The organism is Streptomyces sp. ISL-99 (assembly GCF_018614005.1).
Classification (GTDB): Bacteria; Actinomycetota; Actinomycetes; order Streptomycetales; family Streptomycetaceae; genus Streptomyces; species Streptomyces flavidovirens.
In genome coordinates this window covers 80,484-105,704 of sequence record NZ_JAGGPC010000035.1, presented here as the reverse complement: position 1 = coordinate 105,704, position 25,221 = coordinate 80,484, and the positions used below count along the sequence as shown (strand labels likewise).

Genomic DNA, 25,221 nt, shown 5'->3' with positions numbered 1-25,221 from the left:
GGCCCGCACCACCGCGCGGCGCGCGAGCGGCCCGAGTGCCGCGGGGGCCCCGGCGGCACTCAGCGCCGTGCCGAGCGCTCGCGTCACCGCGGTGCGCAGGGCGGGGGCGGCGGGCAGGCGGGCGTGCTCCTCGACGCTGGAGTCGAGGAGCACGACGGAGGCCGTACGGGCCGGGTACAGGCGGGCGAACGCCTCCGCGTGGAACCCCGCGACGGAGTGCCCGACGACGGTGGCCGGGCGGTGATCACCGTCACCGTCACCGTCGCCGTCCAGGGACAGCGCGTCGAGGATCGCGGCGATGCGGTGCGCTTCCCCGCTGGCGGTGGGGGGCGTGGCGGTGGGGGCGGGGGCGCTCAGGCCGTGGCCGGGGCGGTCGAACCGTACGACCGTGCGAAAGGGCGCGAGCAGCGGCACCACGGGGTCCCAGTCGAACCAGCTCATGCCGAGACCGGCGCTCAGCACGCACACCGGGCCGCTGCCTTCGACGACCACGTGGTGCGCCGTACCGCCGATCCTGATGAAACTCCCCGTCGAGGTCACTCGTACAGCTTCTCGCGTGCGATCGACCACGCGAGCACGACGAGCCAGACCGCCGCGAGGAGGACCTGGAGCCGCTGCCCGGCGCCCAGAAGCCACAGGCCGTTTCCGGCCTCGAAGGCGGCGATGGACGACAGGGTCCAGACGGTGGCCGCCAGTTCGGCCGCCGCGATGGCCGGTCCGGTACGGGCGAGGGGTGAGCGGCGGCCGTGGCGGCGGGCCGCGACGGTGAGCGCCACGACGGCGACGACCGCCGCGGTCGACGCGATGCTGCTGCTCCACGCGTGCGCCGCGTGGGTGGCCGGGACGAACCCCGCTGCCTCGCGGACCGCGCAGGCCGCGTCCACGGTCGGCGCGCAGCTCAGCGGCAGCCGGGAGTCCGCGGCGGTCGCGGCGCCGAAGACGGCGAGGGCCGCCCAGCCGGTGACGTCCCACAGGCCGCGCGGGCGGCACCTGACGAAGGCCCAGAGCGCGCCCGCGAGGATCAGCAGACCTGCGACGAGGTCGGTGACCCGGAAGAGGCCGCCGAACGGCTGGTCGGCGGCGGCCAGTTCGCTGACGTACGTGCGCAGGGGGTCGAGGCCGGTCGCCAGGACCGCTTCGAGTACCCAGGCGGTGTACACGGTGGCGCCGAGCGCGAGGAGGACGGCGATGGGCCGGGTGCCGCGGAGGGACGCAGTGGGCATAGTGAGATGAACGTTACTTCGGGATTACGGCACGGCGGCGACCGGGCGGGGCCGGGGCCGCTGCCTCGGGGACGCGCCATGGGGCCTCCCCCGGGATCTGCCACGGGAACGCCCGTCGACCTGCCCCGGACAAAGGTGATGAGCCCGACGAGCCTCGCTGCTGATCGACGGCAGCGGCCGCCAGAAGGTCCTTACCGGCAACCTCCTGCCGGGCAAGCGGTCCGTCGGGAAGTACGCCTACTCCCTGCCGCCCGACGCGGCCGACCGGATACGGGTCGAGTTCAGCCCGGACGTGATGGAGTACGACGACACCATCTGGACCGGCCCGGTCAAGTGATCCGGGCGGCGGTGCCGGATCCCCCAGGACATCGCGTCAGACAGACGATTAGACTGGGGCGCGTGCCTCAACTACGCCTCGCTCTGAATCAGATCGACTCGACCGTCGGCGACCTCGCCGGCAACGCCGAATCGATCGTCCACTGGACCCGGCACGCCGCCGAGCAGGGCGCCCACCTCGTGGCGTTCCCCGAGATGGCGCTGACCGGTTACCCCGTCGAGGACCTCGCGCTGCGGTCGTCCTTCGTCGAGGCCTCGCGCGACGCCGTGCGCGCGCTCGCGGTGCGCCTCGAGAAGGAGGGCTTCGGGGAGATCCCGGTCATCGTCGGCTACCTCGACCGCTGCGAGAAGGCCCAGCCGCGCTACGGCCAGCCCGCCGGGTCCCCGCAGGACGCCGCCGCCGTGCTGCACCGCGGGAAGGTCGCGCTGTCCTTCGCCAAGCACCACCTCCCGAATTACGGCGTTTTCGACGAGTTCCGGTACTTCGTGCCGGGCGACTCGATGCCCGTCATCCGGGTGCACGGCGTCGATGTCGCCCTCGCCATCTGCGAGGACCTCTGGCAGGACGGCGGACGCGTGCCGGCCACCCGGTCCGCCGGGGCGGGTCTGCTCGTCTCCATCAACGCCTCGCCGTACGAGGTCCACAAGGACGACAGCCGGCTGGAACTGGTCCGCAAGCGCGCCCAGGAGGCGGGCTGCACGACGGCGTACGTCGCGATGATCGGCGGCCAGGACGAACTGGTCTACGACGGCGATTCGATCGTCTGCGACAAGGACGGCGAAGTCATCGCGCGCGCCCCCCAGTTCTCGGAGGGGAGCATGCTGCTCGACCTGGACCTGCCGGCGGCGGCGCCGAGCGGGGAAGCTCCGGCCGGAATCGTCGACGACGGGCTCCACATCGACCGCGTGATCCTCTCCGAGGAGCCGGTGCTGGCGTACGAGCCCGAGCTGACGGGTGGTTACGCCGAGCGCCTGGAGGACGAGGAGGAGGTGTACTCGGCCCTCGTCGTGGGACTTCGCGCGTACGCCGCCAAGAATGGTTTCAGCAAGGTCCTGATCGGGCTCTCCGGGGGCATCGACTCGGCGCTCGTGGCCGCGATCGCGTGCGACGCGCTGGGTGCGCAGAACGTGTACGGCGTGTCCATGCCGTCGAAGTACTCCTCGGACCACTCCAAGGGCGACGCGGCGGAGCTGGCGCGGCGTACGGGGCTGAACTACCGGACCGTCGCGATCGAGCCGATGTTCGACGCGTACATGGACTCGCTCGGCCTGACCGGCCTCGCCGAGGAGAACCTCCAGTCGCGGCTGCGCGGCACGACGCTGATGGCCATCTCCAACCAGGAGGGCCAGATCGTGCTCGCGCCGGGCAACAAGTCGGAGCTGGCGGTGGGGTACTCGACCCTGTACGGCGACTCGGTCGGGGCGTACGGGCCGATCAAGGACGTCTACAAGACGTGGATCTTCACGCTCGCCAAGTGGCGGAACAAGGCGGCCGAGGAGCGGGGCCAGACTCCGCCGATCCCGGAGAGCTCGATCTCCAAGCCGCCGAGCGCGGAGCTGCGGCCGGGGCAGGTGGACACCGACTCGCTGCCGGACTACGACGTCCTGGACCGGATCCTGGAGCTGTACGTCGACAAGGACCAGGGCCTGGAGTCGATCGTCGCCGCCGGGTTCGACCGGGCGCTGGTCGCGAAGACGCTGCGGATGGTGGACACGGCGGAGTACAAGCGGCGGCAGTACCCGCCGGGCACGAAGATCTCCGCGAAGGGCTTCGGCAAGGACCGCCGGCTCCCGATCACGAACCGGTGGCGCGAGTTCGGCTGACGTGTGAGGTGCGGGTGACGCCGGGCGCCGGTGACGCGGGGGCGGTGCGGGCGGGTGCGGGTGCGGTGTGCCTGCGGCGGGCTTTCCCCGACCCGCCCCTTCCCGACCCGGGACGCTGCCCCAGGGCCCCGGTCCTCAAGCGCCGGACGGGCTGGATGCGGCCGGGGGTGCTGTCGGGGCTCCGCCCCAGACCCCGCTCCTCAAACGCCGGAGGGGCTGAAAGTTGCCCAGGGGCAACCCTCCAGCCCGTCCGGCGTTTGAGGACACGCCCGTAGGGCGTCCGGGGGTCTGGGGGCTTGACCCCAGTTTCGGGAAGGGGCGGGGTGGGGAAATAATCGCCCTCACCCCGCCCCGTCCCGCGCCGGCTCCCGCCCCGATCCCCCCGCACCGGAGGCGACCACGCGGGAGCGGGACGACGCCGGGGTCCGGTCCAGGAGGCCCGCCGTCACGGCGATCGCGAGGCCTGCCGCCGCGAGCACCGCGCCGACCAGCGTCGGAGACATCCAGCCCCAGCCCGCCGTGATCGCCATGCCACCGAGCCACGCGCCGCCCGCGTTGGCGAGGTTGAACGCGGAGTGGTTGGAGGCCGACGCCAGCGTGGGCGCCTCCTTGGCCTTGTTCATGACCAGCATCTGAAGCGGCGTCGTGGTCATGAAGCCGACCGCACCCAGCACCACCACAGTGGCCAGCGCCGCCCACCGCACATGCGCGGTGTAGTTGAACGCCAGCAGAACGACCGCGAGCACGGCCAGTGAGCCGTAGAGCGTGGGGCGCAGGGCGCGGTCCGTCAGCGGGCCCGCCGCCAGCGCGCCCAGCGTCATGCCGATGCCGAACAGGGCCAGGACCAGCGTCACCGAGGACTCGCCGAAGCCCATGACCTCCGTCGTCATCGAGGCCAGGTAGGAGTACACCGCGAAGACGCCGGCGAAGCCGAAGACCGCGGTGAGCAGCCCGAGCAGCACCTGACGGTTGCCGAGGGTGCGCAGTTCGCGGCGTACGCTCTGCCGCGCGTCGAGCGGGACGTACGGCACCAGACGGGCCAGCGCCGCCATGGCGACCAGCCCGATCGCCGCCACCACCAGGAACGTCGCACGCCAGCCGAGGTGCTGTCCGAGCAGCGTCGCCGTCGGTACGCCGACGATGTTGGCGACCGTAAGGCCCAGGAACATCGTCGCGACGGCCCGCGCCTGCCGCCCGTCCGCGACCAGCCGCGCCGCGACCACCGCGCCGACCCCGAAGAACGCCCCGTGCGGCAGCCCGGCGAGCACCCGGCCCGCGACCAGCCAGCCGAAGCCGGGGGCCAGGGCGGAGGCGAGGTTGCCGACCGTGAAGAGGGCCATGAGCAGGAGCAGCATGCGCTTGCGCGGGATGCGCGAGCCGAGCGCGGTGAGCAGCGGGGCGCCGATCACCACGCCGATGGCGTACGCCGACACGAGATAGCCGGCGGTGGGCGCCGAGGTGCCCAGGTCGTCCGCGACATTGGGCAGCAGGCCCATCATCACGAACTCGGTGGTGCCGATGCCGAAGGCACTGACGGCGAGGGCGAGCAGGGCTACGGGCCGGGGCGGCCTGGGCATGAAGGACCTTTTCAGTGGCAGGGGGCGCGCGAGTACGTTCCCGTACTGAACAAAGTCTCTCAGGGGAAATGTTCCCCGACGTAAACGCCGGGTTGCGAGAGGGCGTGCGGCAGGGCGCGCGGCCGGGCCTGCGGCTGTCAGATCTCGACCCGCGCCGCGATCGGAAGGTGATCGCTGCCCGTCTCCGGCAGCGCCCACGACGACATCGGCTTGATCCCCTTCACCATGATCTGGTCGATCCGCGCCATCGGGAACGACGCGGGCCAGCTGAAGCCGAAGCCGTCGCCCGCCGCACCCTGCGTGGACCGCATCTGCGAGGTGACGGCGTTCAGGGCCCGGTCGTTCATGGTGCCGTTCAGGTCGCCGAGGAGGGCTACCTTGCCGACGGGCTCGCGGGCGATCGCCTCACCCAGCGCGTCGGCACTTTCGTCACGCTGCCCGGCCGTGAAACCGGCGTTGACCTTGACCCGTACCGACGGGAGGTGGGCGGTGTAGAAGGCGACCTGGCCCTCCGGGGTCGTCACCGTCGAGCGCATGGCCCGGGTCCAGCCCATCTTGATGTCCACGGGCTGCGTGTCGCTCATGGGGTACTTGCTCCACAGGCCGACCGTGCCCTGCACCGAGTGGTACTTGTACGTGTCGGACAGCGCCCGCTCGTACGCCGGCACCTCGCTCGCCTTGAGCTCCTGCAGCGCCACGACGTCAGCACCGGAATCGGCCAGTTTGCGGGCCGTTCCCTCGGGGTCGGGGTTGTCGGCGTTGACGTTGTGCGAGGCGACCGTGAGGTTGCCACCGGGGGACGTCTTGTCGGTGAGCAGGCCGCCGAAGAGATTGAGCCAGACCATGGCCGGCAGCAGCAGCGCGACGAGCGCGGTCGCCGAGCGCCGCAGCAGGGCGCCGGCCAGCAGCAGCGGGATGCCCACGCCCAGCCAGGGCAGGAAGGTTTCGGTGAGGCTGCCGAGGTTGCCGACCTTGTTGGGGATCTCCGCGTGGAAGACCATCAGGAGTGTGAGCAGGACCGCGCAGAGGGCGAGGATGATGCCGCGCCGCCAGATCCCGCGATCGTGACGCAGGCTCCCGAGACGGCGCCGGAACCGGGATCCAGGACGCTCATGCCCTGAGCTGCCGTTCCCCGTGTCCGTCATGTACGCCTGCGCCATTCCGCTGTCCTCACTGACTGCCTTGCCGTGCACACCGCCCTGCCCCCCGTCTGACCCTAGGGGATGGCCGGTGTCTTTCCCCGCCGCCGCAACACGACGGCCGTACTGCCACGAGGACGACAGGGTGGCGCGACGGGTTCCGGTTCGTGGGCGCCATCCGAACCCTGTGACGAAACGCGCACAAACCAGCCAGTGCGTGCGGCCGGGTGCGGGTCCCCACTTCCCGTGGGTGCCGCCGGGATGCCACCATGGACGTGGTCCGGGGACGCCGTCAGGGCGCCTCGAGATTTCGAAGGAGCCGTTGGTCATGACGCTTCAGGCTGCCCAGAAGACATCCGCCGACAGCAGCAAGGCGCTGTACGGCGGCAAGGGCACTCGCCGCATCACCGTCCACGACATCGCCGCCGCCAAGGAGCGGGGCGAGAAGTGGCCCATGCTCACCGCGTACGACGCGATGACCGCGTCTGTTTTTGACGAGGCCGGGATTCCGGTCATGCTCGTCGGCGACTCCATGGGGAACTGTCACCTCGGTTACGAGACGACCGTGCCCGTCACGATGGACGAGATGACGCTGCTCTCCGCCGCTGTCGTACGGGGCACCAAGCGCGCCCTCATCGTCGGCGACCTGCCCTTCGGCTCGTACCAGGAAGGCCCGGTGCAGGCCCTGCGCAACGCGACCCGGCTGATCAAGGACGCGGGCGTGGGCGCGGTGAAGCTGGAGGGCGGTGAGCGCTCGCACGCCCAGACCGAGCTGCTGGTGAAGGCCGGCATCCCGGTGATGTCGCACCTCGGCCTGACGCCGCAGTCCGTCAACACCATGGGCTACCGGGTCCAGGGGCGCACCGACGAGGCCGCGCACCAGCTCCTGCGGGACGCGAAGGCGGCGCAGGACGCGGGTGCCTTCGCGGTCGTGCTGGAACTCGTACCGGCCGAGCTGGCCGCCGAGGTGACGCGCTCGCTGCACATTCCGACCGTCGGCATCGGCGCGGGGCCCGACACGGACGCACAGGTCCTGGTCTGGACCGACATGGCGGGTCTGACGGGCGGCAAGGTGCCGCGCTTCACCAAGCAGTACGCGAACCTGCGGCAGACCCTCGGGGACGCGGCGAAGGCGTTCGCCGGCGATGTCGTCGGCGGAACGTTCCCGCAGGAGGAGCACACCTTCCACTAGTCCGTCAGTCCTTCAGTCCGTAACAAAGCCACTGCCGCACCACAGACAGCCCGCCGACATCCCCCATCGGCGGGCTGTCGGCATTCTGTCGGTGCGTTGTCAGTGGCGGCTGTTCTCATGGTCGGCATGACGCGATTCGACAAGAACCCCACAGGCGGCGCGGCCAACGCCGTCGAGGTAAGGGGACTGGTCAAGCACTACGGCGAGACCAAGGCACTGGACGGCGTGGACCTGGACGTACGGGAAGGCACCGTGCTCGGTGTCCTCGGGCCCAACGGCGCCGGCAAGACCACTCTCGTACGCTGCCTGTCCACCCTGGTCCAGCCGGATGCCGGCACGGCCGTGGTGGCCGGGTACGACGTGGTGAAGCAGCCCCGGCAGCTCCGCCGCACCATAGGCCTGACCGGGCAGTACGCCTCGGTCGACGAGAAGCTCGCCGGCTGGGAGAACCTCTACATGATCGGGCGGCTGCTCGATCTGTCCCGCAAGGACGCGCGGCGGCGGGCCGACGAACTGTTGGAGCGGTTCTCGCTCACCGAGGCCGCGAAGAAGCCCGTGATGCAGTACTCCGGCGGCATGCGGCGGCGCCTGGACCTGGCGGCGTCGATGATCGGGCAGCCCGCCGTGCTCTACCTGGACGAGCCGACGACCGGTCTCGACCCCCGTACCCGCAACGAAGTGTGGGACGAGGTGAAGCGGATGGTGGGCGAGGGGGTCACCGTCCTGCTCACCACCCAGTACATGGAGGAGGCGGAGCAGCTCGCGAGCGAACTGACGGTCATCGACCGCGGCCGTGTCATCGCGGGCGGCAAGGTCGACGAGCTCAAGGCGAAGGTCGGTGGCCGCACCCTGGAGGTCCGTCCGACCGACCCGGCGCTGCTGCCCGCCATGGCGCAGGCGCTGGCCGGGGCCGGGCTCGACGGCATCGCGGGTTCGCAGGTCGACGCCGGCGAAGGCCTGCTGTACGTACCGATCCTGAGCGACGAGCAACTGACCGCGGTGGTCGGCCTGCTGGGTGCGCGCGGCTTCGGCATCGCGCACATAGGCACCCATCTGCCCAGCCTGGACGAGGTGTTCCTGGCCATCACGGGCGAGAAGACGAGCGACGCGGCGGCCGGGACCGTCGACTCCGCAGCGGACCACAAGCACGAGGAGGTCGCGGCATGAGCGCGGCGACAGTGACACCGGCGGCCACGTCGTCGTCCGTGAAGGCGCACGACAGCGAAGGGCGGATCGGTCTGCGGGCCAATCTGCGGCACATCGGCGCGCTCGCCCGCCGCAACACCTTGCAGATCAAGCAGGACCCGCAGTCGATGTTCGACGTCCTGCTGATGCCGATCGTCTTCACTCTGCTGTTCACCTACGTCTTCGGCGGGGCGGTCGCGGGCAACGGCAAGCAGGACGAGTACGTCAGCTATCTGGTGCCCGGTCTGATGGCGATGATGGGACTGAACGTCTCCATGGCCGTCGGCACCGGCATCAACGAGGACTTCCAGAAGGGGGTCATGGACCGGTTCCGTACGATGCCGATCGCCCGGTCCTCCGTCCTCATAGCGAAGATCGTCGTCGAGGTCGGCCGGATGATGGTCGCCTTCGCGATCCTGCTGGCCGTGGGCTTCGTCCTCGGGATGTCGGTCGACACGTCGCCGCTGCACGTGCTGGGGGCCGTCGGGCTCTCGCTGCTCTTCGGCGCGTCGCTGATGTGGATCTTCATCCTGATCGGTCTGTCGGTGAAGACGGCGCAGGCCGTGCAGGGGATGGCGATGCTCGTGCTGATGCCGCTTCAGTTCGGGTCGTCGATCTTCACCCCGCCGTCGACGATGCCGGGCTGGCTCCAGGCCTTCACCGACTACAACCCGCTGTCGAGCCTCGCCGACGCGGCGCGCGGACTGTTCATCGGCGGGCCCGTCGCCCGCGATGTGTGGATGGTGCTGGCGTGGGCCGCGGCCATCACGCTGGTGACGGCGCCGCTGGCGATCTCGAAGTTCCGCAAGAAGACCTGACGTTCCGTTATCAGTTCTTCCTGACGTTTCGTTATCGCTTCTTCGTGACGTTTTCTGAGGTGCGCGGAGCTCGTCACCGGCCGGCGATGGCGGCGGCCTCATCCAGGGTGAGGCCGCCGCCCTCGGCGTACGCCGTCTCGTACGCGGCGTCGCCCAGCGCGGCGCGGGCCGCCGCCTCGGCGGCCGCCCTCGCCTCACGCTCCTGGGTCGCCAAAAAGTGGCCGGACGGGAGCAGCGCCTCGTACGCGCCGAGCAGCAGCGCCGCGTCGCGGGCGCGACCGGGGCCGCCCAGCCCTGCCAGGGCACCGGCCACCGTCATCAGGTGCATCGCGGGCATCTGCGGGGCGACAATGCGGGACAGCGGCTCGCGTGAACTTTCCAACGCCTCGCGGGCGTGCCCGAGGGCCTCCTCGTACCGGCCGTCCAGGTTGTCCATCCAGGCGAGGAGGCCGAGCACGAAGCCTGCGAAAAGCGCGAGGTTGGAGCGGTTGAAGGACTGGCGCATCAGCTCCAGTTGCTCTCGCCCCTCGTCCGTACGGCCCGTGCGGCCGAGCCGCATACACAGGAACATGCGGGCGGCGGGCTCCGACTCGTGGCCGTGCTGTTCGACCTCGGCCAGGATTGCGCGCAGCATCGCCTCGGCCTCCTCACCGTCCCCGGTCTCCAGCAGTACGCCGGCGAGCCGTGCCCGCAGCAGCGCCACCTGGGTCTGGGCGCCGAGCAGGTCCGCCTGGCCGATCGCGGCGCGGAAGTCCTCGGCGGCGAGGGTGAATTGACCTGTGCGCTCGCGTGCCTCGCCGCGGGCGGCCAGTGCCTCGGCCCTGCCCCAGGCGTCACCGAGCCGGGTGAAGATCTCCAGGCTCTCGTCGGCGTCGCGGCCGGCGTTGCCGCCCCAGTCGCTCCGGTTGGCGAGGATGTTGGCCCGCAGCTGGAGGGCCATGGCGAGCTCCCAGGTGTAGCCGTACTCCCGGCAGGCGTCGACGGTTCGGTTGACGACCTCCTGCAGCTGCCCGGGGCTGCCGGTCAGCATGACCGCGTAGATCCAGAGATTCCCCGGGATACGGCAGGTCTGCGGCAGGCCGGGCCGGTAGACGTCGACTACGCGGCGCAGCCATGCCGTCGCCTCGTCGCCGGTCCACACGTCGAGCTCGTGGTTCATGCTCGCCAGGTGGATGAGCCAGGCCCCTCGCCTGGCCTCCAGCAGCTGTTCCGGCGCCATGGGCGGCGGAGTGTCCGTACACCGCTCGTGCAGGGCGGGAGCGGGTGCGGCCGGCGGGGCGAAGGGGTCGGGGCCGAGTTCGGCGGCGGCGCGGGACCAGTGGCGGGCGTCGCCGCGCAGGCCCCGGATCGTCCAGTACCAGGCGAGCGAGTGGACCAGGCAGAGTGCCTCGTGCTCGTCGCGGGCGGCGACGGCGCGGCGCAGGGCGGTGCGCAGGTTCTCGTACTCGGCCTCCAGGAGGCTGAAGCAGGCGAGTTGTTCGCGGCCGCGCAGCAGGGGTTCGGCGCGGCGGACGAGCTCGCGGAAGTGGACGAGGTGGCGGCGCTCGGCGGTGGGGCGGTCGCCTGCCTCGTCGAGGCGTTCGGCGGCGTACTCCGCGACGGTCTCAAGGAGGCGGTAGCGCATGGTGCCGTTGCCCGAAGGGGCCGCCACCACCAGTGACTTGTCGATGAGTGAGCCGAGCAGGTCCAGTGCGTCGGGGCCGCACACCGCTTCCGCGGCGGCCAGGTCGCAGCCGCCCGCGAAGACGGACAGGGCGCGCAGGGCCGCCCGCTCCCCCTCGTCCAGCAGGTCCCACGACCAGTCGACGACCGCGCGCAGCGTCTGCTGCCTCGGCAGTACGGTGCGGCTCCCTCCGGTCAGGAGCCGGAACCGGTCGTCGAGGCGGTCCGCGATCTGGCGCGGGGTGAGCATCCGGAGCCGGGCGGCGGCCAGTTCGATCGCGAGGGGCAGTCCGTCGAGGCGCCGGCAGATCTCGGCGGCGGCGGCCGGGTCGTCGTCGATACGGAAGCCGGGTTTCGCGGCGGCGCCGCGTTCGGCGAGGAGGCGCAGCGCCATGGGGTCGGGCAGCGGTTCCACGAGGCGGACGGTCTCGCCGGGGACGCCGAGCGGTTCGCGGCTGGTGGCGAGTACGGTCACGCCGGGGCAGCGGGCCAGGAGTTCCTCGGTGAGGCGGGCCGCGGCGTCGATGACGTGCTCGCAGTTGTCCAGCAGGATCAGCATCCTGCGGCGGGCGCAGTGCTCGACGAGGCGGAGGAGCGGATCGTCGCCGTGCCGGTCCGCGGCGCGCAGTTCCTCGGCGCCGGCGCCGCGCAGCACGGTCTCGCGCGCGCCCAGCGCGACGAGTACGGCTTCGGGAACGGTGTCGGGGTCGTCGACGGGGGCGAGCTCGGCGAGCCAGACACCCTCCTGCCAGGTGCCGTTGGCGGCCTCGGCGGCCTCTTGCGACAGCCGCGTCTTCCCGGCGCCGCCCGGGCCGAGCAGGGTGACGAGGCGGGCCCGCCCCAGGTCGGCGGTGATGGCAGCGATGTCGGCCTCACGTCCGACGAAGGAGGTCAAGCGGGCCCGCAGGTTTCCGTGCGGCAGGAGCTTTTCGGGCGCCGAACGTTCAACGCCCTGCGGGGAGCGCCCCGATACGTCCCCTGCCAGCGGCGTGGCAGGCGCAGCCGGGGGTGCGGTTGCTGGGGCGTTGGGGGCGGTGCCGCGCCGGGTCGTCTCCTCGGGCGTCGAACGTTCGGGTACTGCGTTGGTTCGTTCGCGGTGGTTGCGTTCAACGCCCTGCGGGGAGCGCCCCGGCACGTCCCCTCCCGGCGGTGTGGCGGGTGAAGCCGGGGTGGGGGCGGACGCGGAGGCGTTGGCCCGGGGCGCGGGTGTGGCGGCGGGGTTTGTTTCGGGCAGGGTGATCAGTTCGGTGTGGAGGGCGCGGAGTTCGGGGGACGGGTCCGTGCCCAGGCGGGACGCCAGGTCGCGGCGGATTTCTTCGTACGCCGCCAATGCCTGCGCCGTACGGCCCGTGTCGCGCAGGGCGCGCAGGCGGAGGGACTGGAGGTGTTCGTCGAGCGGGTGGTCGTCGCAGAGGGCGGCGAGCTCCGGCAGGGTCTCCTCCGGCCGGCCCAGGGCGAGCAGGGCGGCCAGGCGGGTGTGGCGGGCCGCGAGGCGGCGGGTCTCCCAGCGGGCTGCTTCCGCCGTACGGTCCGGGAGGCCGGCCAGGACCGGCCCGTGCCACAGGCCCAGCGCCTCCTCCAGCAGCTCCGCCGACTTGCCCGGGTCGCCTTCGTCCAGGGCCCGCGTGCCCTCCACCGCCAGCCGCTCGAAGCGGTACAGGTCCACGTCGTCCGGGTCGGCGCACAGCCGGTAGCCGCCGTCCGTGGAGGCGATCGCGGCGTGGCCCAGGGCCCGGCGCAGGCGGCCGACCAGGGCCTGGAGCGCGCCGGTCGCGTCGGCGGGCGGCTCGCCGTTCCACACCTCGTCGGTGAGGGCGCCGACCGTGACCGTACGCCCCGGCCGCAGCGCCAGCACCGTCAGCACGGCACGCAGCCGCGCCCCGCCGACGGCGATCGGCGTGCCGTCGTCGCGGAGTGCTTGCGTGGGTCCGAGGATGCGGTAGCGCACGGATCTATTGTCCGGGACGCGCGGACACCGGACCGCCGGGCGTCTCCAGCTCCACCAGAGCCCCCGTCTCGACGCGCCGGTAGCCCCGGCCCCCGCGGTCCGGCAGCGTCTCGTCGCTGAACCATCTGGGGCAGGTGCCGATCTCCCGCAGCCACCGTTCGCCCGCCACCGGCTCGTACGAACGCGACCCGGTGTGCGTCTCGGCGTACCCCTCGGTGACGACCTGGATCGAGCGGACCGTACCGACGGTCTCGGGGACGTCTTCCGGCTGCGGGCCGTGCGTCTCGACGGCGAGGAGTCCGACGACCGGGCGGCTGAGCGTCTCCCCCGCGTAGAGAGCGATGACGCCGGGGCCGCTCACCAGCCCGTAGCCCGCCGGCTCCAGCTCGCTGTAGGTGTCCTCCCACGACTCGTGGGCCGTGACCTCGTCCGGCTCATGCAGCGCCAGCGGCCACCGCACTTCGTCGCCGACCGAGAACGGCTCGCCGCAGCACTCCATCTGCCAGCTTTCGTACATGATTCGCCAGAGCGTCATGCATGCAGCTTCGCCGGAACTACCGTGGCCGCGCGAGACGTTTTCGTAGTCCTGCTGGGTAGGCAGTCCTGCTGTCCGGCCTGCCACCATCTTCTGGAGACCTGCCCATGACCACCGCCCTCACCCGTCGCGACCGGCGGATCAGTCCCGTCTTCCTCGGGATCGTCGCCGTCATGGCGGTCTCCGGCTGGGCGGTGTGGACGGAGTTCTCGGTGAGTACGGGCTTCGCCGTCTTCCTCTTCGTCACGTCCGCGTGGATCGTCTCGCTGTGTCTGCACGAGTACGCGCACGCCCGCACCGCGCTCCACAGTGGCGACATCTCGGTGGGCGCGAAGGGGTATTTGACCCTGAATCCTCTTAAATACACCCATGCGTTGCTCAGCATCGTGCTGCCCGTGCTTTTCGTGATCATGGGCGGCATCGGCCTGCCGGGCGGCGCCGTCTTCATCGAGCGGGGACGCATCCAGGGCCGCTGGAAGCACAGCCTCATCTCGGCGGCGGGGCCGCTGACCAACGTGCTGTTCGCGCTCGTGTGCACCGCGCCGTTCTGGCTGGACGCGCTGGCCGGCGTCCCGGACCCGTTCCGTTACGCGCTCGGGTTCCTCGCACTGCTCCAGGTCACGGCCGCGATCCTGAACTTCCTGCCGGTGCCGGGGCTGGACGGATACGGCGTGATCGAGCCCTGGCTCTCGTACCGGATCCGCCGCCAGGTTGAGCCGCTCGCGCCCTTCGGGCTGCTGCTGGTCTTCGCCGTGCTGTGGATCCCCGAGGTCGGGGGCCTCTTCTTCGACGCGGTCGACGCCGTACTGCGGAGCCTGGGGGTCGACGACTGGCGGACGGGCCGGGCGTTCTACCAGTTCTGGGACGGCGACCCCGACCTCGCGTCGCCGGTCAGCCCGTGACGGGGGTCCCGCGGCCGGCCTTCGCCTTGCGGACGTAGTACCAGGCCATGTTGGAGGCGACTGCGGCCAGCAGGATCCAGACGACCCCGAGCCAGTTGCCCTGGACGAAGGACACCACCGCCGCGGCCACGGCGAGGACGCAGACGACGAAGGCGTACAGAGCGAGGCGGGGCATGGGGGGCGGCTCCTGTCCGGGTGCGGAATGCTTCCGGTCCAGTGTCCCCCATGCCCCGACAGCTCCTGGACGTAGCTCCTACACGTCGGTCACGCGCAGGCCCGCGTGCGCCTTGTAGCGGCGGTTCACCGAGATCAGGTTGGCGACCAGGGACTCCACCTGGTGGGCGCCCCGCAGCCGGCCGGCGAAGACGCCGCGCATGCCGGGGATACGGGCCGCCAGGGCCTGCACGATGTCGGTGTCGGCGCGGGACTCGCCCAGCACCATCACATCGGTGTCGATCTCCTCGATCGCCTCGTCCTGGAGGAGGACGGCCGACAGGTGGTGGAAGGCGGCGCACACGCGCGAGTCCGGCAGCAGGGCGGCGGCCTGCTCGGCGGCGCTGCCCTCCTCGGGCTTCAGGGCGTACGCACCCTTCTTGTCGAAGCCGAGAGGGTTGACGCAGTCGACGACGAGCTTGCCGCTCAGTTCCTCGCGCAGCGCTTCGAGCGTCTTGGCGTGGCCGTCCCACGGCACGGCGACGATCACGATGTCGCTGCGGCGCGCGCACTCCGCGTTGTCCGCGCCTTCGACGCCGAGGCCGAGTTCACCGGCGGCGCTCTGCGCCCGCTCGGCGGCGCGCGAGCCGATGATCACCTTCTGGCCGGCCCTGGCCAGGCGGTACGCGAGCCCGCGCCCCTGGTCGCCGGTCCCGCCGAGCACGCCGACGACCAGGCCGGACACGTCCGGGAGGTCCCAGGGGTCCTTGGCTGCCTTGGCCGGCTTGTCGGCAGGCTGCTGCGCGCTGCCGGTGCTGTTGTCAGTGGAAGTCATGGGCCGACCCTACTTGCAGGTAGCACGCTCGTACGGGTGAGGCGGAGGCATTCGCGGGCAGTCGGCGGGCAGGTGCGGCAGGATGCCGCCGCATGGATGCCGTACGTGTCGCCCTGCTGCGTGAAGTCCTCGACGGGACCGAGTGGTTGCCGGCCACGCAGCGGTTCGCCGGGGCGCTGCGGTCCTCCGTCGTGCCGCAGGGCGGCGGGCTGCTGCTGGTGGGGACCGAGGTGTACGAGCCGTGGCACCTGGCCGCGCATCTCGTGGACGAGGCGGCGTGGTCCGGGCTCGCGGAACTGAACCCCACACTCGTACGCCACCGGGTGCGGCCCGGGGAGCCGGCGCACCTGTCGGTGGGCCTGGGCAGGATCGAGGCGGCGGGCCGGGGCGAGACGCTGCTGGTCGTGGCGCCGGAGCAGCCGGAGGCGGGGCTACTGGAGCGGGTGCACGACGCGCGGCGGGCCGGGGCGACGGTGCTGTCGCTGGACGGCGGCGACCGGGAGATCCGGGGGCTGGCGCACGAGGCGTTGTCCGTGCCGGTGGACGGGGAGGTGGATCTGGATACCGTGCAGCACCTGGTCAGTGCGGCGGCGGGGGAGAACAGCCTGCCGGCGCCGCGGGGGCGGCGGCGGTTCCGTGACCGCCTCTCCCGCCTCGCCGACCAGCTGACAGCGCCGCCGCCGGGGCGGTGGTAGGGGGTGGGCGCGGTGTGGGTGGGTGCGGGTGCCGCTGCGCGGGGCTTTCCCCTACCCGCCCCTTCCCGAAACTGGGGGCAAGCCCCCAGACCCCCGGACGCCCTCCGGCGTTTGAGGAGCGGGGGCAGGCCTCAGGTGCCTTCCTCGTCCGGCTGCGCGGTGTCCTTGTCGTGCCACTTCGGGTCCGTCTCCCACTGGAGGTTGCGCTCGGCCGCGGTCTCCATCGCGTGCTGCGCCTCCTGACGCGTCCCGTAGGGGCCGAAACGGTCCTTCGCCGGGCACTCCGGGCCTTCTTCGACCTTCTTGTGCTCCAGGCAGTAGAACCATTCGCCCGGCTTTCCGGCGGTGCGCTTCTTGAACAGGGCCATCGTCGGCTCCTTCCTCTGTCGCCATGCTGCCCGATGGCGGCTGGATACACTCGCTTGCATGTCTGGCCAGTCGCTGCTCGTACCAGGGGAGCTCTCTCCCACCCGTTCCGTTCCCGGCAATATCCGGCGTCCCGAGTACGTCGGGAAGCCGGCGCCGACGCCGTACACCGGCCCGGAGATCCAGGATTCCGACACCATCGAGCGGATGCGCATCGCGGGCCGCATCGCCGCCCAGGCGATGGAGGAGGCCGCCAAGCACATCTCACCCGGTGTGACCACGGACGAGCTCGACCGGGTCGCTCACGACTTCATGATCGATCATGGTGCCTACCCGTCTACCCTCGGCTACCGCGGTTACCCGAAGTCGCTGTGCAGCTCCGTCAACGAGGTCATCTGTCACGGAATCCCGGACTCCACGGTGCTGCGGGACGGCGACATCGTGAACCTCGACGTCACGGCGTACATCAACGGTGTGCACGGCGACAACAACGCGACGTACCTGTGCGGTGACGTCGACGACGAGTCGCGACTGCTCGTCGAGCGCACCCGCGAGTCGCTGGCCCGCGCCATCAAGGCGGTCAGGCCGGGGCGCCAGATCAACGTCATCGGGCGGGTCATCGAGTCGTACGCCAAGCGCTTCGGCTACGGCGTGGTGCGGGACTTCACCGGGCACGGCATCAACGCGTCGTTCCACTCCGGCCTGATCATCCCGCACTACGACAGCCCGCACGCGACGACGGTGATGCAGCCCGGCATGACGTTCACCATCGAGCCGATGCTCACGCTGGGTACGCACGAGTACGACATGTGGGAAGACGGCTGGACGGTCGTGACCAAGGACCGCAAGCGGACGGCGCAGTTCGAGCACACGCTGGTCGTGACGGAGACCGGGGCGGAGATTCTCACGCTGCCGTAAGCGGATGCCGTGAGCGGATGCCACGAACGGGCCGGGGCGGTAGCGTTTTACCGACAGGTCGTCGGGAACGCATTGACTTAGGCATGCCTAAGTAGGAAGATCGACGGTGGCGGCTGCGCGTGCTGCCACCGCAGGCTCTTCCTTTCCCGTCCCCTCGGTCCCCGGAGGTCCGCCTTGGACGCCACCGCCACAGCAGCCGCCAGTGCCACCGACGCCGCGACCCCCTTCTCCACGCTGATCCGCGTCGCCTCGCACGAACAGCACACCGAGGCGGAGACCTCCACCTTCATGAGCGACCTGCTCGGCGGAAGGCTCTCCGTCGACGCGTACGCGCGCTACACGGAGCAGCTGTGGTTCGTGTACCGGGCGCTGGAGGACGCCGCCGAGTCGCTCGCGGACGACCCGGTCGCCGGCCCGTTCATCCAGCCCGAGCTGATGCGCACCGCCGAGCTGGAACGCGACCTGGCGCACCTGCGCGGCGCCGACTGGCGCGAAGGGGCCGAGCCGCTGCCCGCCACCGCGGCGTACGCCGCCCGCGTCGCCGAGTGCGCGCGCGACTGGCCGGCCGGGTACGTGGCGCACCATTACACGCGCTACCTCGGCGACCTGTCCGGCGGCCAGATCATCCGCGACAAGGCGGAACGGACCTGGGGCTTCGAGCGCAAGGGCGACGGGGTGCGCTTCTATGTCTTCGAGGGCATCTCCAACCCGGCCGCTTTCAAGCGAAGTTACCGGGAGCTGCTGGACCAGGTGAACGCGGACGCCCTGGAGAAGCAGCGCATCATCGACGAGTGCAAGCGCGCCTTCGACTTCAACGGGGCGGTCTTCCGCGAGCTGGGCGGGGAGTTCCCGCTCAGCGCGTGAACCCCTGCGGCGGGTGTGGCGCGAAGCGGACGCGGCCGCCGACTTCGATCGTGGCCTCGGGTCCCGGCGCCGTCAGGATCTGGGAGCCGCGGCCCTGCGTGATGTTCAGGGCCCGGCCCAGTTCGGCGGTGAGCAGCAGCGCCGCGGCGCCGGTCGCCTCGTCCTCCGTAAGCCCGTCGTCGCGGCGCGGGAACGCCCGCGCGCGGACCCGGCCCGCCGCCTCGTCCTCCCAGGCCCACGCGTACAGCCAGCCCTCGCCGGGCGGAGGGGCGGGCAGCGCGTCGACCTCGGCCGCCGACGCGTACCGCTGGAGGCGGCGCGGCGGGGCCCACTCGGCGCGCGCCGTGATCCACGTGAACTCGCCGTCGTTACGCGCCCACACCTCCCCCGCCGGTGGGTTGACCACTTCCAGGTCGAGCAGCCAGGCGGTGCCGACCAGGGGGTGTCCGGCGAAGGGCAGGCGCAGGCCGGGCGTGTAGATGTCGACGACGCCGCGCTCGGGGTCGTCGACGAACACGGTCTCGCTGAAGCCGAGTTCGGCGGCGAGGGCCTGTCGGGACGCCTCGTCGGGGTACGCACGTCCGTCGCGTACGACGCCCAGGGCGTTGCCGTGGCGTCCGTCGGGGCCGCAGAAGACGCGGAGTACGTCGAGTTCGTTCACCCCGGCATTGAAGCACCAGCCCGCGCCTTCCCTGTTCCAGGTCACGGTGTGGCTGCTGTACCTGATCCCCACGCCCGCGCCTTTCCCGTCCCCGGTAGGGTTCCGGAAGTCGGTGGGCACGAAGACACAGAAGGCAGCGCATGAGCAGGCTGGGCAGGCGGAGCACGCTGAGGCGGCTGGGAACGGCGCTCGCGACAGCGACGGCGCTGTCGCTGACGGCGAGCGGGTGCGTGACGGTGCACGGCGAGCTGGAAGTCGTACCGGCGGCGACGGAGTCCGAGGCCGCGCAGGCCCTGAAGGACTTCACGGCCGCGTACAACAAGGCGGACAAGGCGTACGATCCGGCCCTCGACGCGGGCCGGGTCACCGGTGCGCTCGGCGCGATCAATCAGGCCGGACTCAAGGCGCGCCAGGCGCAGAGCCCGAACGGGAATCCGCGCCACGATCCGCTGGAGCTGACCGACGCGAAGTTCTCCATCCCCAAGAAGGCCGGCTGGCCCAGGTGGTTCGTCGCGGACACCGACAGCAACCGCGACAAGGACGGCGGGCGGCTGGACACGCGCTGGCTGCTGGTGTTCGTACGCGGTGGGGCCAACCAGCTGTGGGAGGTCTCGCACCTGTCGGTGCTGACGCCGGACGAGATGCCCGCCTTCAAGAAGGACAAGGACGGCTGGGCCGAGCCGGTGGCGCCGGACGCGCCCGGGCTCGTGGTGCCGCCGAAGGATCTGAGCGTGCAGTACGCGTCGTACATGCAGGACGGCAAGCCCGAGAACTTCGCGCCGGGGCCGCACACTTCCGCCGTACGCCAGATGCGCCAGAAGACGGCGCGGCAGGTCGGACGCACGGTCCAGTACCTCGACCAGGCGCTGGACACAGGGATGTTCGCGCCGCTGGGGCTGGTCACGGAGGACGGCGGGGCGACGGTGTTCTTCGCCACCCGCCAGTTCGAGCAGCAGACCGTGGCCGACGGGGTCCGGCTGGACCTCAACGCCGACGTACGGGCGCTGATGACCGGCACGGCGAAGACCAAGCTCACCAAGGAGCGGGTCTCCAGCCAGGTCGTGCTGGTGCCGCCGAAGGACGCGGCGGGCGGGTCGTCCGGTGGAACCGGCGCCGGCGTGGGGAAGCCGCAGGTGACCGTGCTCGCCCGGATTCAGGGGCTCACGGCCGCCAAGGGGTCGTGAACCGCTCCCCTGCCCCGGCGGCTCAGCGGCCCAGCGGCCAGGCCACCGCGTGGTGGTCGTCCGGGTCGTCCTCGCCGACGTACCGCGCGCACGCGTCGGTCAGCGTCTCCAGGAGCGTCAGCGGGTCGGGCAGCGGATGTTCGAGGCCGCGGACCCAGCTCACCCCGTGCTCACCGGGAAGTTTCGCCGGCGGTACGAGGACGTAGCTGCCCCGGCAGTGCCAGCGCAGCCCCGGATGCTCGTCCATCGTCTCCGGGTGGCAGTCCAGCTCGCACGGCCACCACTCGTCCTCGTCGTCCGGGGTGCCGCGGGTGGCGGTGAAGAAGAGCAGGCGCGCGTCGTCGCCGTTGCTGGCGCCGAACTCGGCCACCGGGCCGACGTCGACCCCGGCTTCGAGCAGCCGTTCCAGCGCGCTGCGGCCCGCTTCGAGCGGTACGTCGAGTACGTCGTGGACCATGCCGGTGGCGGTGATGAAGTTGGCCTGCGGCTGGCCCTCGGCCCAGCGTTTGATCTGCGCGGCGTCGGTGGTCGACTGGGTCTGCCAGGCGAACGAGACGGGGTGCCGGGCAGGGGTGGGACACCCGACGCGTTCGCACGAACATCGGTATCCCGCGGGGTGCGCGGCGGGCGCGAGCGGCAGGCCCGCGGCGGCGGCGGCCAGGAGCAGGGCCTCGCGGCTCTCGGCCAGGTCGTCGGCGTCGGTGGCCTTCGGGCGGCGGCGCAGCCACTGGGGAAGTCGGCTTTCCACTGTCTGCCTGCTCTCTGTGCCGCGATAGCGGCCGAAATCGGCGCCCATTCAACCCCTCACCTCAGCGTTGTGCTGTCCATGCTGCCACCATCCTGCGCCTCGGGTGGCCGCAGTCCCCATCCGGGGTACGCGGGCCGATACCACAGCGGTGGTGCGATTGGCGCCTTTGCCCCGATAAGTGGCCTCGCGGTGAACGTACGGCGAACTCCGTGAGCGAACTCACCCCCGGCGGCATCCAGGCAACCTCAGCGCGGTGCGAGGCCGCCGAGTGCGTAGTCGACGACGGCGTCGGCGTACTCGTGCGTGAGCGGGAGGGTGCGCAGCAGCCAGCGGTGGGCGAGCGGGGCGACGAGGAGTTCCAGGGCGATGCGCGGGTCGATCCCGGTGCGTACGTCGCCGGCTTCCTGCGCCGCGCGCAGCCGGTTCACGTACAGCTGGAGCGACGGTTCGAGCAGCTTCTCCACGAACTCCGCGCCCAGGGCGGGGTCGACGATGCCCGCGGCGGTGAGGGCACGGGAGGGGGCTTCGCACTTCGGGTCGAGGAGTTCGTCGACGGTGGCGCGCAGGACCGTCTTCAGGTCGGCCGCCAGGTCGCCGGTGTCCGGGATCTCGTACTCACCGCCCTCGGCGCCCGCCGCCTCCGCTGCCTGTTCGCCGAGGTCGAGGAAGGCTTCGAGCAGGACGGCGGCCTTCGAGGGCCACCAGCGGTAGATCGTCTGCTTGCCCACGCCGGCGCGGGCGGCGATGCCCTCGATCGTCGTCCTGGTGTAGCCCACCTCGCCGACGAGGGAGAGCGCCGCTTCGTAGATGGCGCGGCGGGAGCGCTCGCTGCGGCGCGTGGAGTCGGGGGTTCTGTCTGCGGGCTTGGGGTTTCGGGTCTCGGCCATGCGGCCAATCTACCAGTGCGGCGAGACGTCACGTCTCGTCGAGTGGACGCGAGCTGACCAGTACGGAACCACCCGATCGGTTCACTGCGCGACGGCCCTGTTCGGCGGACCATGGCTGTCACGCACACTCTGTGCCCTCAGGCCCCATGCCGCTCGTGAGGAGCCCTCATTGCCTCGTGACGCTTCGCCCCGCCGCTACCTGATGTGCCCCCCGGAGCACTTCAGGGTGACGTACTCCATCAACCCCTGGATGGACCCCGCAAAGCCGGTCGACCTGCCGCTGGCCCTGACCCAGTGGGAAGACCTGCGCGACCGCTACCGGAGCCTCGGCCACACCGTCGAACTCCTCACCCCCAGGCCCGGTCTGCCCGACATGGTGTACGCCGCGAACGGCGCGACCGTCGTCGACGGGCGGGTGCTCGGCGCCCGGTTCGCGTACGCGGAACGGGCACTGGAGGCCGAGGCGCACCTGGAGTGGTTCCGCGCCCACGGCTTCACCGAGATCTGCGAGCCCGCGCACATCAACGAGGGCGAGGGCGACTTCGCGGTCACCTCGTCGTGGATCCTCGCCGGCCGGGGCTTCCGCTCCAGCCCGCTGTCGCACGACGAGGCGCAGGAGTTCTTCGGCCGCCCGGTCATCGGCCTGGACCTCGTCGACCCGCGCTACTACCACCTGGACACGGCGCTGGCCGTCCTCGACGACCGTACGGACGAGGTCATGTACTACCCCGGCGCCTTCTCCCCCGGCAGCCGGGCCGTCCTCGCCCGGCTCTTCCCCGACGCGATCATCGCCGAGGAGGCGGACGCGGCGGCGCTCGGGCTCAACGCGGTGAGCGACGGGCGGCACGTGCTGCTGCCGCAGACCGCGCTCGGGCTGTTCGCGCCACTGCGGGCGCGCGGGTACGAACCGGTGGGGATGGACCTCGGGGAGCTTCTGAAGGGCGGCGGCAGTGTGAAGTGCTGTACGCAGGAGCTGCGCGGGGAGCCTTGCGGCTAGGGCTCGGCTAGGGCGTGTCCGACGGGGGCGGCGGCCAGGCGTCGCCCCAGTCGATGTCGCGGGCCGCCCGGTAGAGGTCGCCGTGGCGCTTCTTGGTGACCGTTTCGCGGGTCAGTTCCTCCGGCTTCGCGCACAGTTCCAGCAGGACCATGCCCTTGCGGATCTGCGGCCTGCGGATCACGCGGTTGGCGGCCGGGTCCGCATCCACTTCGTCACGGACGGCGGCGACGTAGCTGAACTTCTCGTCCTCGTACGGCAGCGAGCCGCCCTTGACCTGGCGGTGGAGGGAGGAGCGGCTCACCCTGGCGGAGAAGTGGCACCAGTCGGTGCCGGGCTCGATGGGGCAGGCGCCGCTGTGCGGGCAGGGGGCGGCGACGCTCAGGCCGGCGTCGATCAGCTGCTGCCTGGCCTCGATGACGCGGAGGTAGCCGTCGGGGGTGCCGGGTTCGACGATGACGACGGCCTGGGCGGCGCGGGCGGCCTCGGTGACGAGGGTGGCGCGGTCGGCGGGGGTGAGTTCCTTCAGGACGTACGAGATGGTGACGAGATCAGTGCTCTCGATCCGGAGCGCCGATCCGATACGGGAGCGCTGCCAGTTCGCGGCGCGCAGGGCGGGGGAACCGGAGGCTTCGGCCAGTTCCCGGCCGAGCGCGAGGGCGGGCTCGGCCCAGTCGACGACCGTACTGGCCGCCTTCTCCTGCCACGCCTCCGCCACGGCCCAGGTCGCGGCGCCGGTCCCGCCGCCGATGTCCGTGTGCGTCGCCGGGGTCCACTCCGGGGCCGCGGCACGCAGTGCGGCGAGCGCGGAACGTACCGCTTCGAAGGTCGCGGGCATCCGGTACGCGGCGTACGCGGCGACGTCGGAGCGGTCGCGGAGCACGGGGGCGCCGGTGGGGGTGGTGCCCCGGTAGTTCGCGATCAACCGCTCGACGGCCTGCGCGGCCTGCTTGGGCGGCAGCCCGTCGAGAAGTCCGGCGAGTGCGCTGCGCAGGGCTTCCGCGGTGGGGAGGGTGGAGTTCACTGTCGAATTTTAGGCACTTCCGGGGCACGCCGGGGGCCGCCGGTGGCGGGCGGGGGCGACCGGCGGCGGGGTGCGGCCGAACTGATCCGGCGCGAGCGGAAGTTGCTACGCTGACGCCCTTGACTTGACCCTCGGGGGGACCATGGGACAGCGGGTCGTACGGGTGGCTCTGGTGGCCGGTGTGATCGTTCTGGCGCTGCTGCTCCTGCTGGCCACGTGCGGTGGTGGGGGCGACAACAACGCGGACTCCGACGCCGCCGCCGACAAGGAACGGAAGTCCCCCCAGCCCTCCGCACCCGCGAGGAAGAGCGCGGCGGCCGGACCCGCGACGCGGCTGGCCGTTCCCTCGGCGTACACCAATGAGCGGGGCTGGCAGGTCACCGGTCTCTCGCCGGACTACGCGGTGGCCGCGAGGGCGGGGCGCGTCGGCTACCTGGAGCGGGTGTCCGCCACCCGCTTCCGCCTCCGGACCGTCGACGCGACGAGCGGGAAGACGCGGTGGGCGGGCGACCCGTGGCAGCCGTTGTCCGACCCGGAGCACTTTCCCCGCTTGCTTGCCGTGGCCAAGGACGGCCGCGAATTCTTCGTCACCTGGTCGTACGGGAAGGTCGGCGAGGACGCGCTGTCAGCAGCCGACATGATCGTGGCGCTCGACGTGTACGACGTCGAAAGCGGCACGCAGCAGCGGGTCGAGCTGCCCTGGGCCGACGTGCCGAGCGTGAACGGGGCCGGCCCCGGCATCCTCGTCAGCGACGGCGGCGCGGACAGCGCGGTCGTCGACCCGGCGACGGGCCTGGTGACCCGCGTCGCCGCGGCCGACCTTCGCTACCCGAAGGGGTGCGGGGAGTGCCGGGTGGAGACCCAGGTGCGGGCGGTGACGGAGAAGGGGGTGCTGGTGAGCGGGCGCCGGGAGTTCTGGGTGCGGGGCGGCTGGCACAGCCGGAAGACCGCGCCGGCCGGGACTGAGCCGGCCTCCGGGGTGCCGACGTCGGTGGTGGACGGGCGGATCGTCGCCCGGTGGAAGAAGAAGCGGGGCAGCGAGGGCGCGGCCGACTACGACGTGTGGGCGGTGCACGACGCGACGACCGGGAAGGCGCTCGCGAAGGCGGAGTGCCGGAAGCCGGCCATAGAGCCGGGAACGTACCCCCGGGCGGCGGTCGCGCCGGAGGGGCGCTACGTCGTAGCGGGGAGCCTCGGCTTCGACCTGGAGACGGGGGCAGGCCACTGCTTCGAGGAGGCGGACGGCACGAAGCCGCTGTCTCTGACGGTGGCGACGGACACGGGCATCGCGTACGGCACCACGGCGACGCACACCCCCGTGGAGGCCGACCTGACGACGTCCCGCCCCACGGCACTCCCGGCGAACGTGCACGTCCCGGCGGTGGAGGTGGCCGGCACGGCCCTGTTCCCCTGGACAGACCGCAAGGACCGCCCCCACCTGATCGCTTACGCGCGCCGAAGCTGAGAGGCCCCGCGACACCACGAGTTCGACCTCAGTAACCGCCCGGGCGGAAGCGGTGGCAGCCAGGGCCAGATCAAAGCGGCCCGCTC

General features: G+C 71.7%; 24 protein-coding genes. 11 read left to right on the top strand and 13 right to left on the bottom strand.

All coding sequences use genetic code 11. The features are described 5' to 3' along the window. On the bottom strand, positions 1-540 hold a 540-nt coding region (locus J7E91_RS22320), incomplete at its 3' end, for an alpha/beta fold hydrolase (RefSeq protein WP_214907567.1). Continuing rightward, positions 537-1,223, bottom strand: a complete 687-nt coding sequence (locus J7E91_RS22315; RefSeq protein WP_214907565.1) for a DUF998 domain-containing protein — start codon at positions 1,221-1,223, stop codon at positions 537-539. The genes J7E91_RS22315 and J7E91_RS22320, both read right to left, overlap by 4 nt. A gap of 399 nt (positions 1,224-1,622) precedes the next feature. On the opposite strand from J7E91_RS22315, the gene J7E91_RS22310 reads away from it, so the two are divergent. Beyond that, entirely contained in the window at positions 1,623-3,383 is a 1,761-nt protein-coding gene (locus J7E91_RS22310) for an NAD+ synthase (protein ID WP_214907563.1), read from the top strand. A 341-nt stretch (positions 3,384-3,724) separates the two neighbouring features. Here J7E91_RS22310 and J7E91_RS22305 read toward each other — a convergent pair whose 3' ends face one another. Next, positions 3,725-4,960 carry an MFS transporter gene (locus J7E91_RS22305; RefSeq protein ID WP_214907561.1) on the bottom strand — a complete coding sequence of 412 codons (1,236 nt, stop codon included), beginning with the start codon at positions 4,958-4,960 and terminating at the stop codon, positions 3,725-3,727. A 137-nt stretch (positions 4,961-5,097) separates the two neighbouring features. Further along, on the bottom strand, positions 5,098-6,120 hold the full coding sequence (locus tag J7E91_RS22300) for an endonuclease/exonuclease/phosphatase family protein (protein WP_214907590.1): 1,023 nt from the start codon (positions 6,118-6,120) through the stop codon (positions 5,098-5,100). Between the two features lie 307 nt (positions 6,121-6,427). Here J7E91_RS22300 and panB point away from each other — a divergent pair, with 307 nt between their 5' ends. The 3 genes from panB (at position 6,428) to J7E91_RS22285 (ending at position 9,294) form a co-directional block, all read left to right on the top strand. Continuing rightward, on the top strand, positions 6,428-7,291 hold the full coding sequence (gene panB / locus J7E91_RS22295; protein WP_214907559.1) for a 3-methyl-2-oxobutanoate hydroxymethyltransferase: 864 nt from the start codon (positions 6,428-6,430) through the stop codon (positions 7,289-7,291). Between the two features lie 126 nt (positions 7,292-7,417). Continuing rightward, entirely contained in the window at positions 7,418-8,458 is a 1,041-nt protein-coding gene (locus tag J7E91_RS22290) for an ATP-binding cassette domain-containing protein (RefSeq protein WP_214907557.1), read from the top strand. Further along, positions 8,455-9,294 carry an ABC transporter permease gene (locus J7E91_RS22285; RefSeq protein WP_214907555.1) on the top strand — a complete coding sequence of 280 codons (840 nt, stop codon included), beginning with the start codon at positions 8,455-8,457 and terminating at the stop codon, positions 9,292-9,294. The genes J7E91_RS22290 and J7E91_RS22285 overlap by 4 nt, the downstream gene beginning before the upstream one ends. Positions 9,295-9,367: 73 nt before the next feature. Here J7E91_RS22285 and J7E91_RS22280 read toward each other — a convergent pair whose 3' ends face one another. Together J7E91_RS22280 and J7E91_RS22275 are read right to left on the bottom strand one after the other, a co-directional pair. Continuing rightward, positions 9,368-12,904 carry a BTAD domain-containing putative transcriptional regulator gene (locus J7E91_RS22280; RefSeq protein WP_214907553.1) on the bottom strand — a complete coding sequence of 1,179 codons (3,537 nt, stop codon included), beginning with the start codon at positions 12,902-12,904 and terminating at the stop codon, positions 9,368-9,370. Between the two features lie 4 nt (positions 12,905-12,908). Continuing rightward, a complete protein-coding gene (locus J7E91_RS22275; protein ID WP_214907551.1) occupies positions 12,909-13,439 on the bottom strand; it encodes a DUF6578 domain-containing protein in 531 nt (176 codons plus the stop codon). Between the two features lie 107 nt (positions 13,440-13,546). Here J7E91_RS22275 and J7E91_RS22270 point away from each other — a divergent pair, with 107 nt between their 5' ends. Then, complete coding sequence (locus tag J7E91_RS22270; RefSeq protein WP_214907549.1) at positions 13,547-14,341, top strand: site-2 protease family protein; 795 nt, start codon at positions 13,547-13,549, stop codon at positions 14,339-14,341. Here J7E91_RS22270 and J7E91_RS22265 read toward each other — a convergent pair. Beyond that, complete coding sequence (locus J7E91_RS22265; protein WP_214907546.1) at positions 14,331-14,516, bottom strand: hypothetical protein; 186 nt, start codon at positions 14,514-14,516, stop codon at positions 14,331-14,333. The two genes, J7E91_RS22270 and J7E91_RS22265, sit on opposite strands and share 11 nt — an antisense overlap. Positions 14,517-14,594: 78 nt before the next feature. Continuing rightward, positions 14,595-15,329: an NADPH-dependent F420 reductase gene (gene npdG, locus J7E91_RS22260; RefSeq protein WP_214907544.1), complete on the bottom strand. Its 735-nt coding sequence runs from the start codon at positions 15,327-15,329 to the stop codon at positions 14,595-14,597. Positions 15,330-15,421: 92 nt separating this feature from the next. Here npdG and J7E91_RS22255 point away from each other — a divergent pair, with 92 nt between their 5' ends. Continuing rightward, positions 15,422-16,024, top strand: coding sequence for a hypothetical protein (locus J7E91_RS22255; protein WP_214907542.1), 603 nt, complete (start codon positions 15,422-15,424; stop codon positions 16,022-16,024). 131 nt (positions 16,025-16,155) lie between these two features. Here the strand turns inward: J7E91_RS22255 and J7E91_RS22250 are convergent, their stop codons facing one another. Then, positions 16,156-16,392, bottom strand: a complete 237-nt coding sequence (locus J7E91_RS22250; protein WP_214907540.1) for a hypothetical protein — start codon at positions 16,390-16,392, stop codon at positions 16,156-16,158. Between the two features lie 58 nt (positions 16,393-16,450). Between J7E91_RS22250 and map the strand changes: the two genes are divergently transcribed. Together map and J7E91_RS22240 are read left to right on the top strand one after the other, a co-directional pair. Beyond that, on the top strand, positions 16,451-17,308 hold the full coding sequence (map, locus tag J7E91_RS22245; protein ID WP_214907537.1) for a type I methionyl aminopeptidase: 858 nt from the start codon (positions 16,451-16,453) through the stop codon (positions 17,306-17,308). A gap of 174 nt (positions 17,309-17,482) precedes the next feature. Next, a complete protein-coding gene (locus tag J7E91_RS22240) occupies positions 17,483-18,172 on the top strand; it encodes a heme oxygenase (biliverdin-producing) (RefSeq protein ID WP_214907536.1) in 690 nt (229 codons plus the stop codon). Here J7E91_RS22240 and J7E91_RS22235 read toward each other — a convergent pair. Continuing rightward, positions 18,162-18,833 (bottom strand): PhzF family phenazine biosynthesis protein, encoded by a 672-nt coding sequence (locus tag J7E91_RS22235; RefSeq protein WP_214907588.1) that lies wholly within the window; start codon positions 18,831-18,833, stop codon positions 18,162-18,164. The genes J7E91_RS22240 and J7E91_RS22235 overlap by 11 nt on opposite strands. Positions 18,834-18,973: 140 nt before the next feature. On the opposite strand from J7E91_RS22235, the gene J7E91_RS22230 reads away from it, so the two are divergent. Then, positions 18,974-20,017, top strand: coding sequence for a hypothetical protein (locus J7E91_RS22230; protein ID WP_214907535.1), 1,044 nt, complete (start codon positions 18,974-18,976; stop codon positions 20,015-20,017). 22 nt (positions 20,018-20,039) lie between these two features. Here J7E91_RS22230 and J7E91_RS22225 read toward each other — a convergent pair whose 3' ends face one another. Continuing rightward, positions 20,040-20,813 (bottom strand): bifunctional DNA primase/polymerase, encoded by a 774-nt coding sequence (locus J7E91_RS22225; protein WP_214907533.1) that lies wholly within the window; start codon positions 20,811-20,813, stop codon positions 20,040-20,042. 197 nt (positions 20,814-21,010) lie between these two features. Then, positions 21,011-21,652: a TetR/AcrR family transcriptional regulator gene (locus J7E91_RS22220; RefSeq protein WP_214907531.1), complete on the bottom strand. Its 642-nt coding sequence runs from the start codon at positions 21,650-21,652 to the stop codon at positions 21,011-21,013. A 115-nt stretch (positions 21,653-21,767) separates the two neighbouring features. Between J7E91_RS22220 and ddaH the strand changes: the two genes are divergently transcribed. Continuing rightward, positions 21,768-22,649 carry a dimethylargininase gene (ddaH, locus tag J7E91_RS22215; protein ID WP_374224761.1) on the top strand — a complete coding sequence of 294 codons (882 nt, stop codon included), beginning with the start codon at positions 21,768-21,770 and terminating at the stop codon, positions 22,647-22,649. Between the two features lie 7 nt (positions 22,650-22,656). Here the strand turns inward: ddaH and J7E91_RS22210 are convergent, their stop codons facing one another. Then, on the bottom strand, positions 22,657-23,670 hold the full coding sequence (locus J7E91_RS22210) for a small ribosomal subunit Rsm22 family protein (RefSeq protein ID WP_214907528.1): 1,014 nt from the start codon (positions 23,668-23,670) through the stop codon (positions 22,657-22,659). 142 nt (positions 23,671-23,812) lie between these two features. Between J7E91_RS22210 and J7E91_RS22205 the strand changes: the two genes are divergently transcribed. After that, positions 23,813-25,135, top strand: a complete 1,323-nt coding sequence (locus tag J7E91_RS22205) for a hypothetical protein (RefSeq protein WP_214907526.1) — start codon at positions 23,813-23,815, stop codon at positions 25,133-25,135. Positions 25,136-25,221 lie beyond the last annotated feature (86 nt).

Coding starts and splice junctions, on each gene's coding strand:
- J7E91_RS22265 (WP_214907546.1), bottom strand. CDS start 14,516: ATGCCCCGCCTCGCTCTGTACGCCTTCGTCGTCTGCGTCCTCGCCGTG.
- J7E91_RS22300 (WP_214907590.1), bottom strand. CDS start 6,120: ATGGCGCAGGCGTACATGACGGACACGGGGAACGGCAGCTCAGGGCAT.
- J7E91_RS22270 (WP_214907549.1), top strand. CDS start 13,547: ATGACCACCGCCCTCACCCGTCGCGACCGGCGGATCAGTCCCGTCTTC.
- J7E91_RS22220 (WP_214907531.1), bottom strand. CDS start 21,652: ATGGCCGAGACCCGAAACCCCAAGCCCGCAGACAGAACCCCCGACTCC.
- J7E91_RS22230 (WP_214907535.1), top strand. CDS start 18,974: ATGAGCAGGCTGGGCAGGCGGAGCACGCTGAGGCGGCTGGGAACGGCG.
- J7E91_RS22255 (WP_214907542.1), top strand. CDS start 15,422: ATGGATGCCGTACGTGTCGCCCTGCTGCGTGAAGTCCTCGACGGGACC.
- J7E91_RS22225 (WP_214907533.1), bottom strand. CDS start 20,813: ATGGGCGCCGATTTCGGCCGCTATCGCGGCACAGAGAGCAGGCAGACA.
- npdG (WP_214907544.1), bottom strand. CDS start 15,329: ATGACTTCCACTGACAACAGCACCGGCAGCGCGCAGCAGCCTGCCGAC.
- J7E91_RS22275 (WP_214907551.1), bottom strand. CDS start 13,439: ATGACGCTCTGGCGAATCATGTACGAAAGCTGGCAGATGGAGTGCTGC.
- panB (WP_214907559.1), top strand. CDS start 6,428: ATGACGCTTCAGGCTGCCCAGAAGACATCCGCCGACAGCAGCAAGGCG.
- J7E91_RS22305 (WP_214907561.1), bottom strand. CDS start 4,960: ATGCCCAGGCCGCCCCGGCCCGTAGCCCTGCTCGCCCTCGCCGTCAGT.
- J7E91_RS22205 (WP_214907526.1), top strand. CDS start 23,813: ATGGGACAGCGGGTCGTACGGGTGGCTCTGGTGGCCGGTGTGATCGTT.
- map (WP_214907537.1), top strand. CDS start 16,451: ATGTCTGGCCAGTCGCTGCTCGTACCAGGGGAGCTCTCTCCCACCCGT.
- J7E91_RS22290 (WP_214907557.1), top strand. CDS start 7,418: ATGACGCGATTCGACAAGAACCCCACAGGCGGCGCGGCCAACGCCGTC.
- J7E91_RS22315 (WP_214907565.1), bottom strand. CDS start 1,223: ATGCCCACTGCGTCCCTCCGCGGCACCCGGCCCATCGCCGTCCTCCTC.
- J7E91_RS22285 (WP_214907555.1), top strand. CDS start 8,455: ATGAGCGCGGCGACAGTGACACCGGCGGCCACGTCGTCGTCCGTGAAG.
- J7E91_RS22250 (WP_214907540.1), bottom strand. CDS start 16,392: ATGGCCCTGTTCAAGAAGCGCACCGCCGGAAAGCCGGGCGAATGGTTC.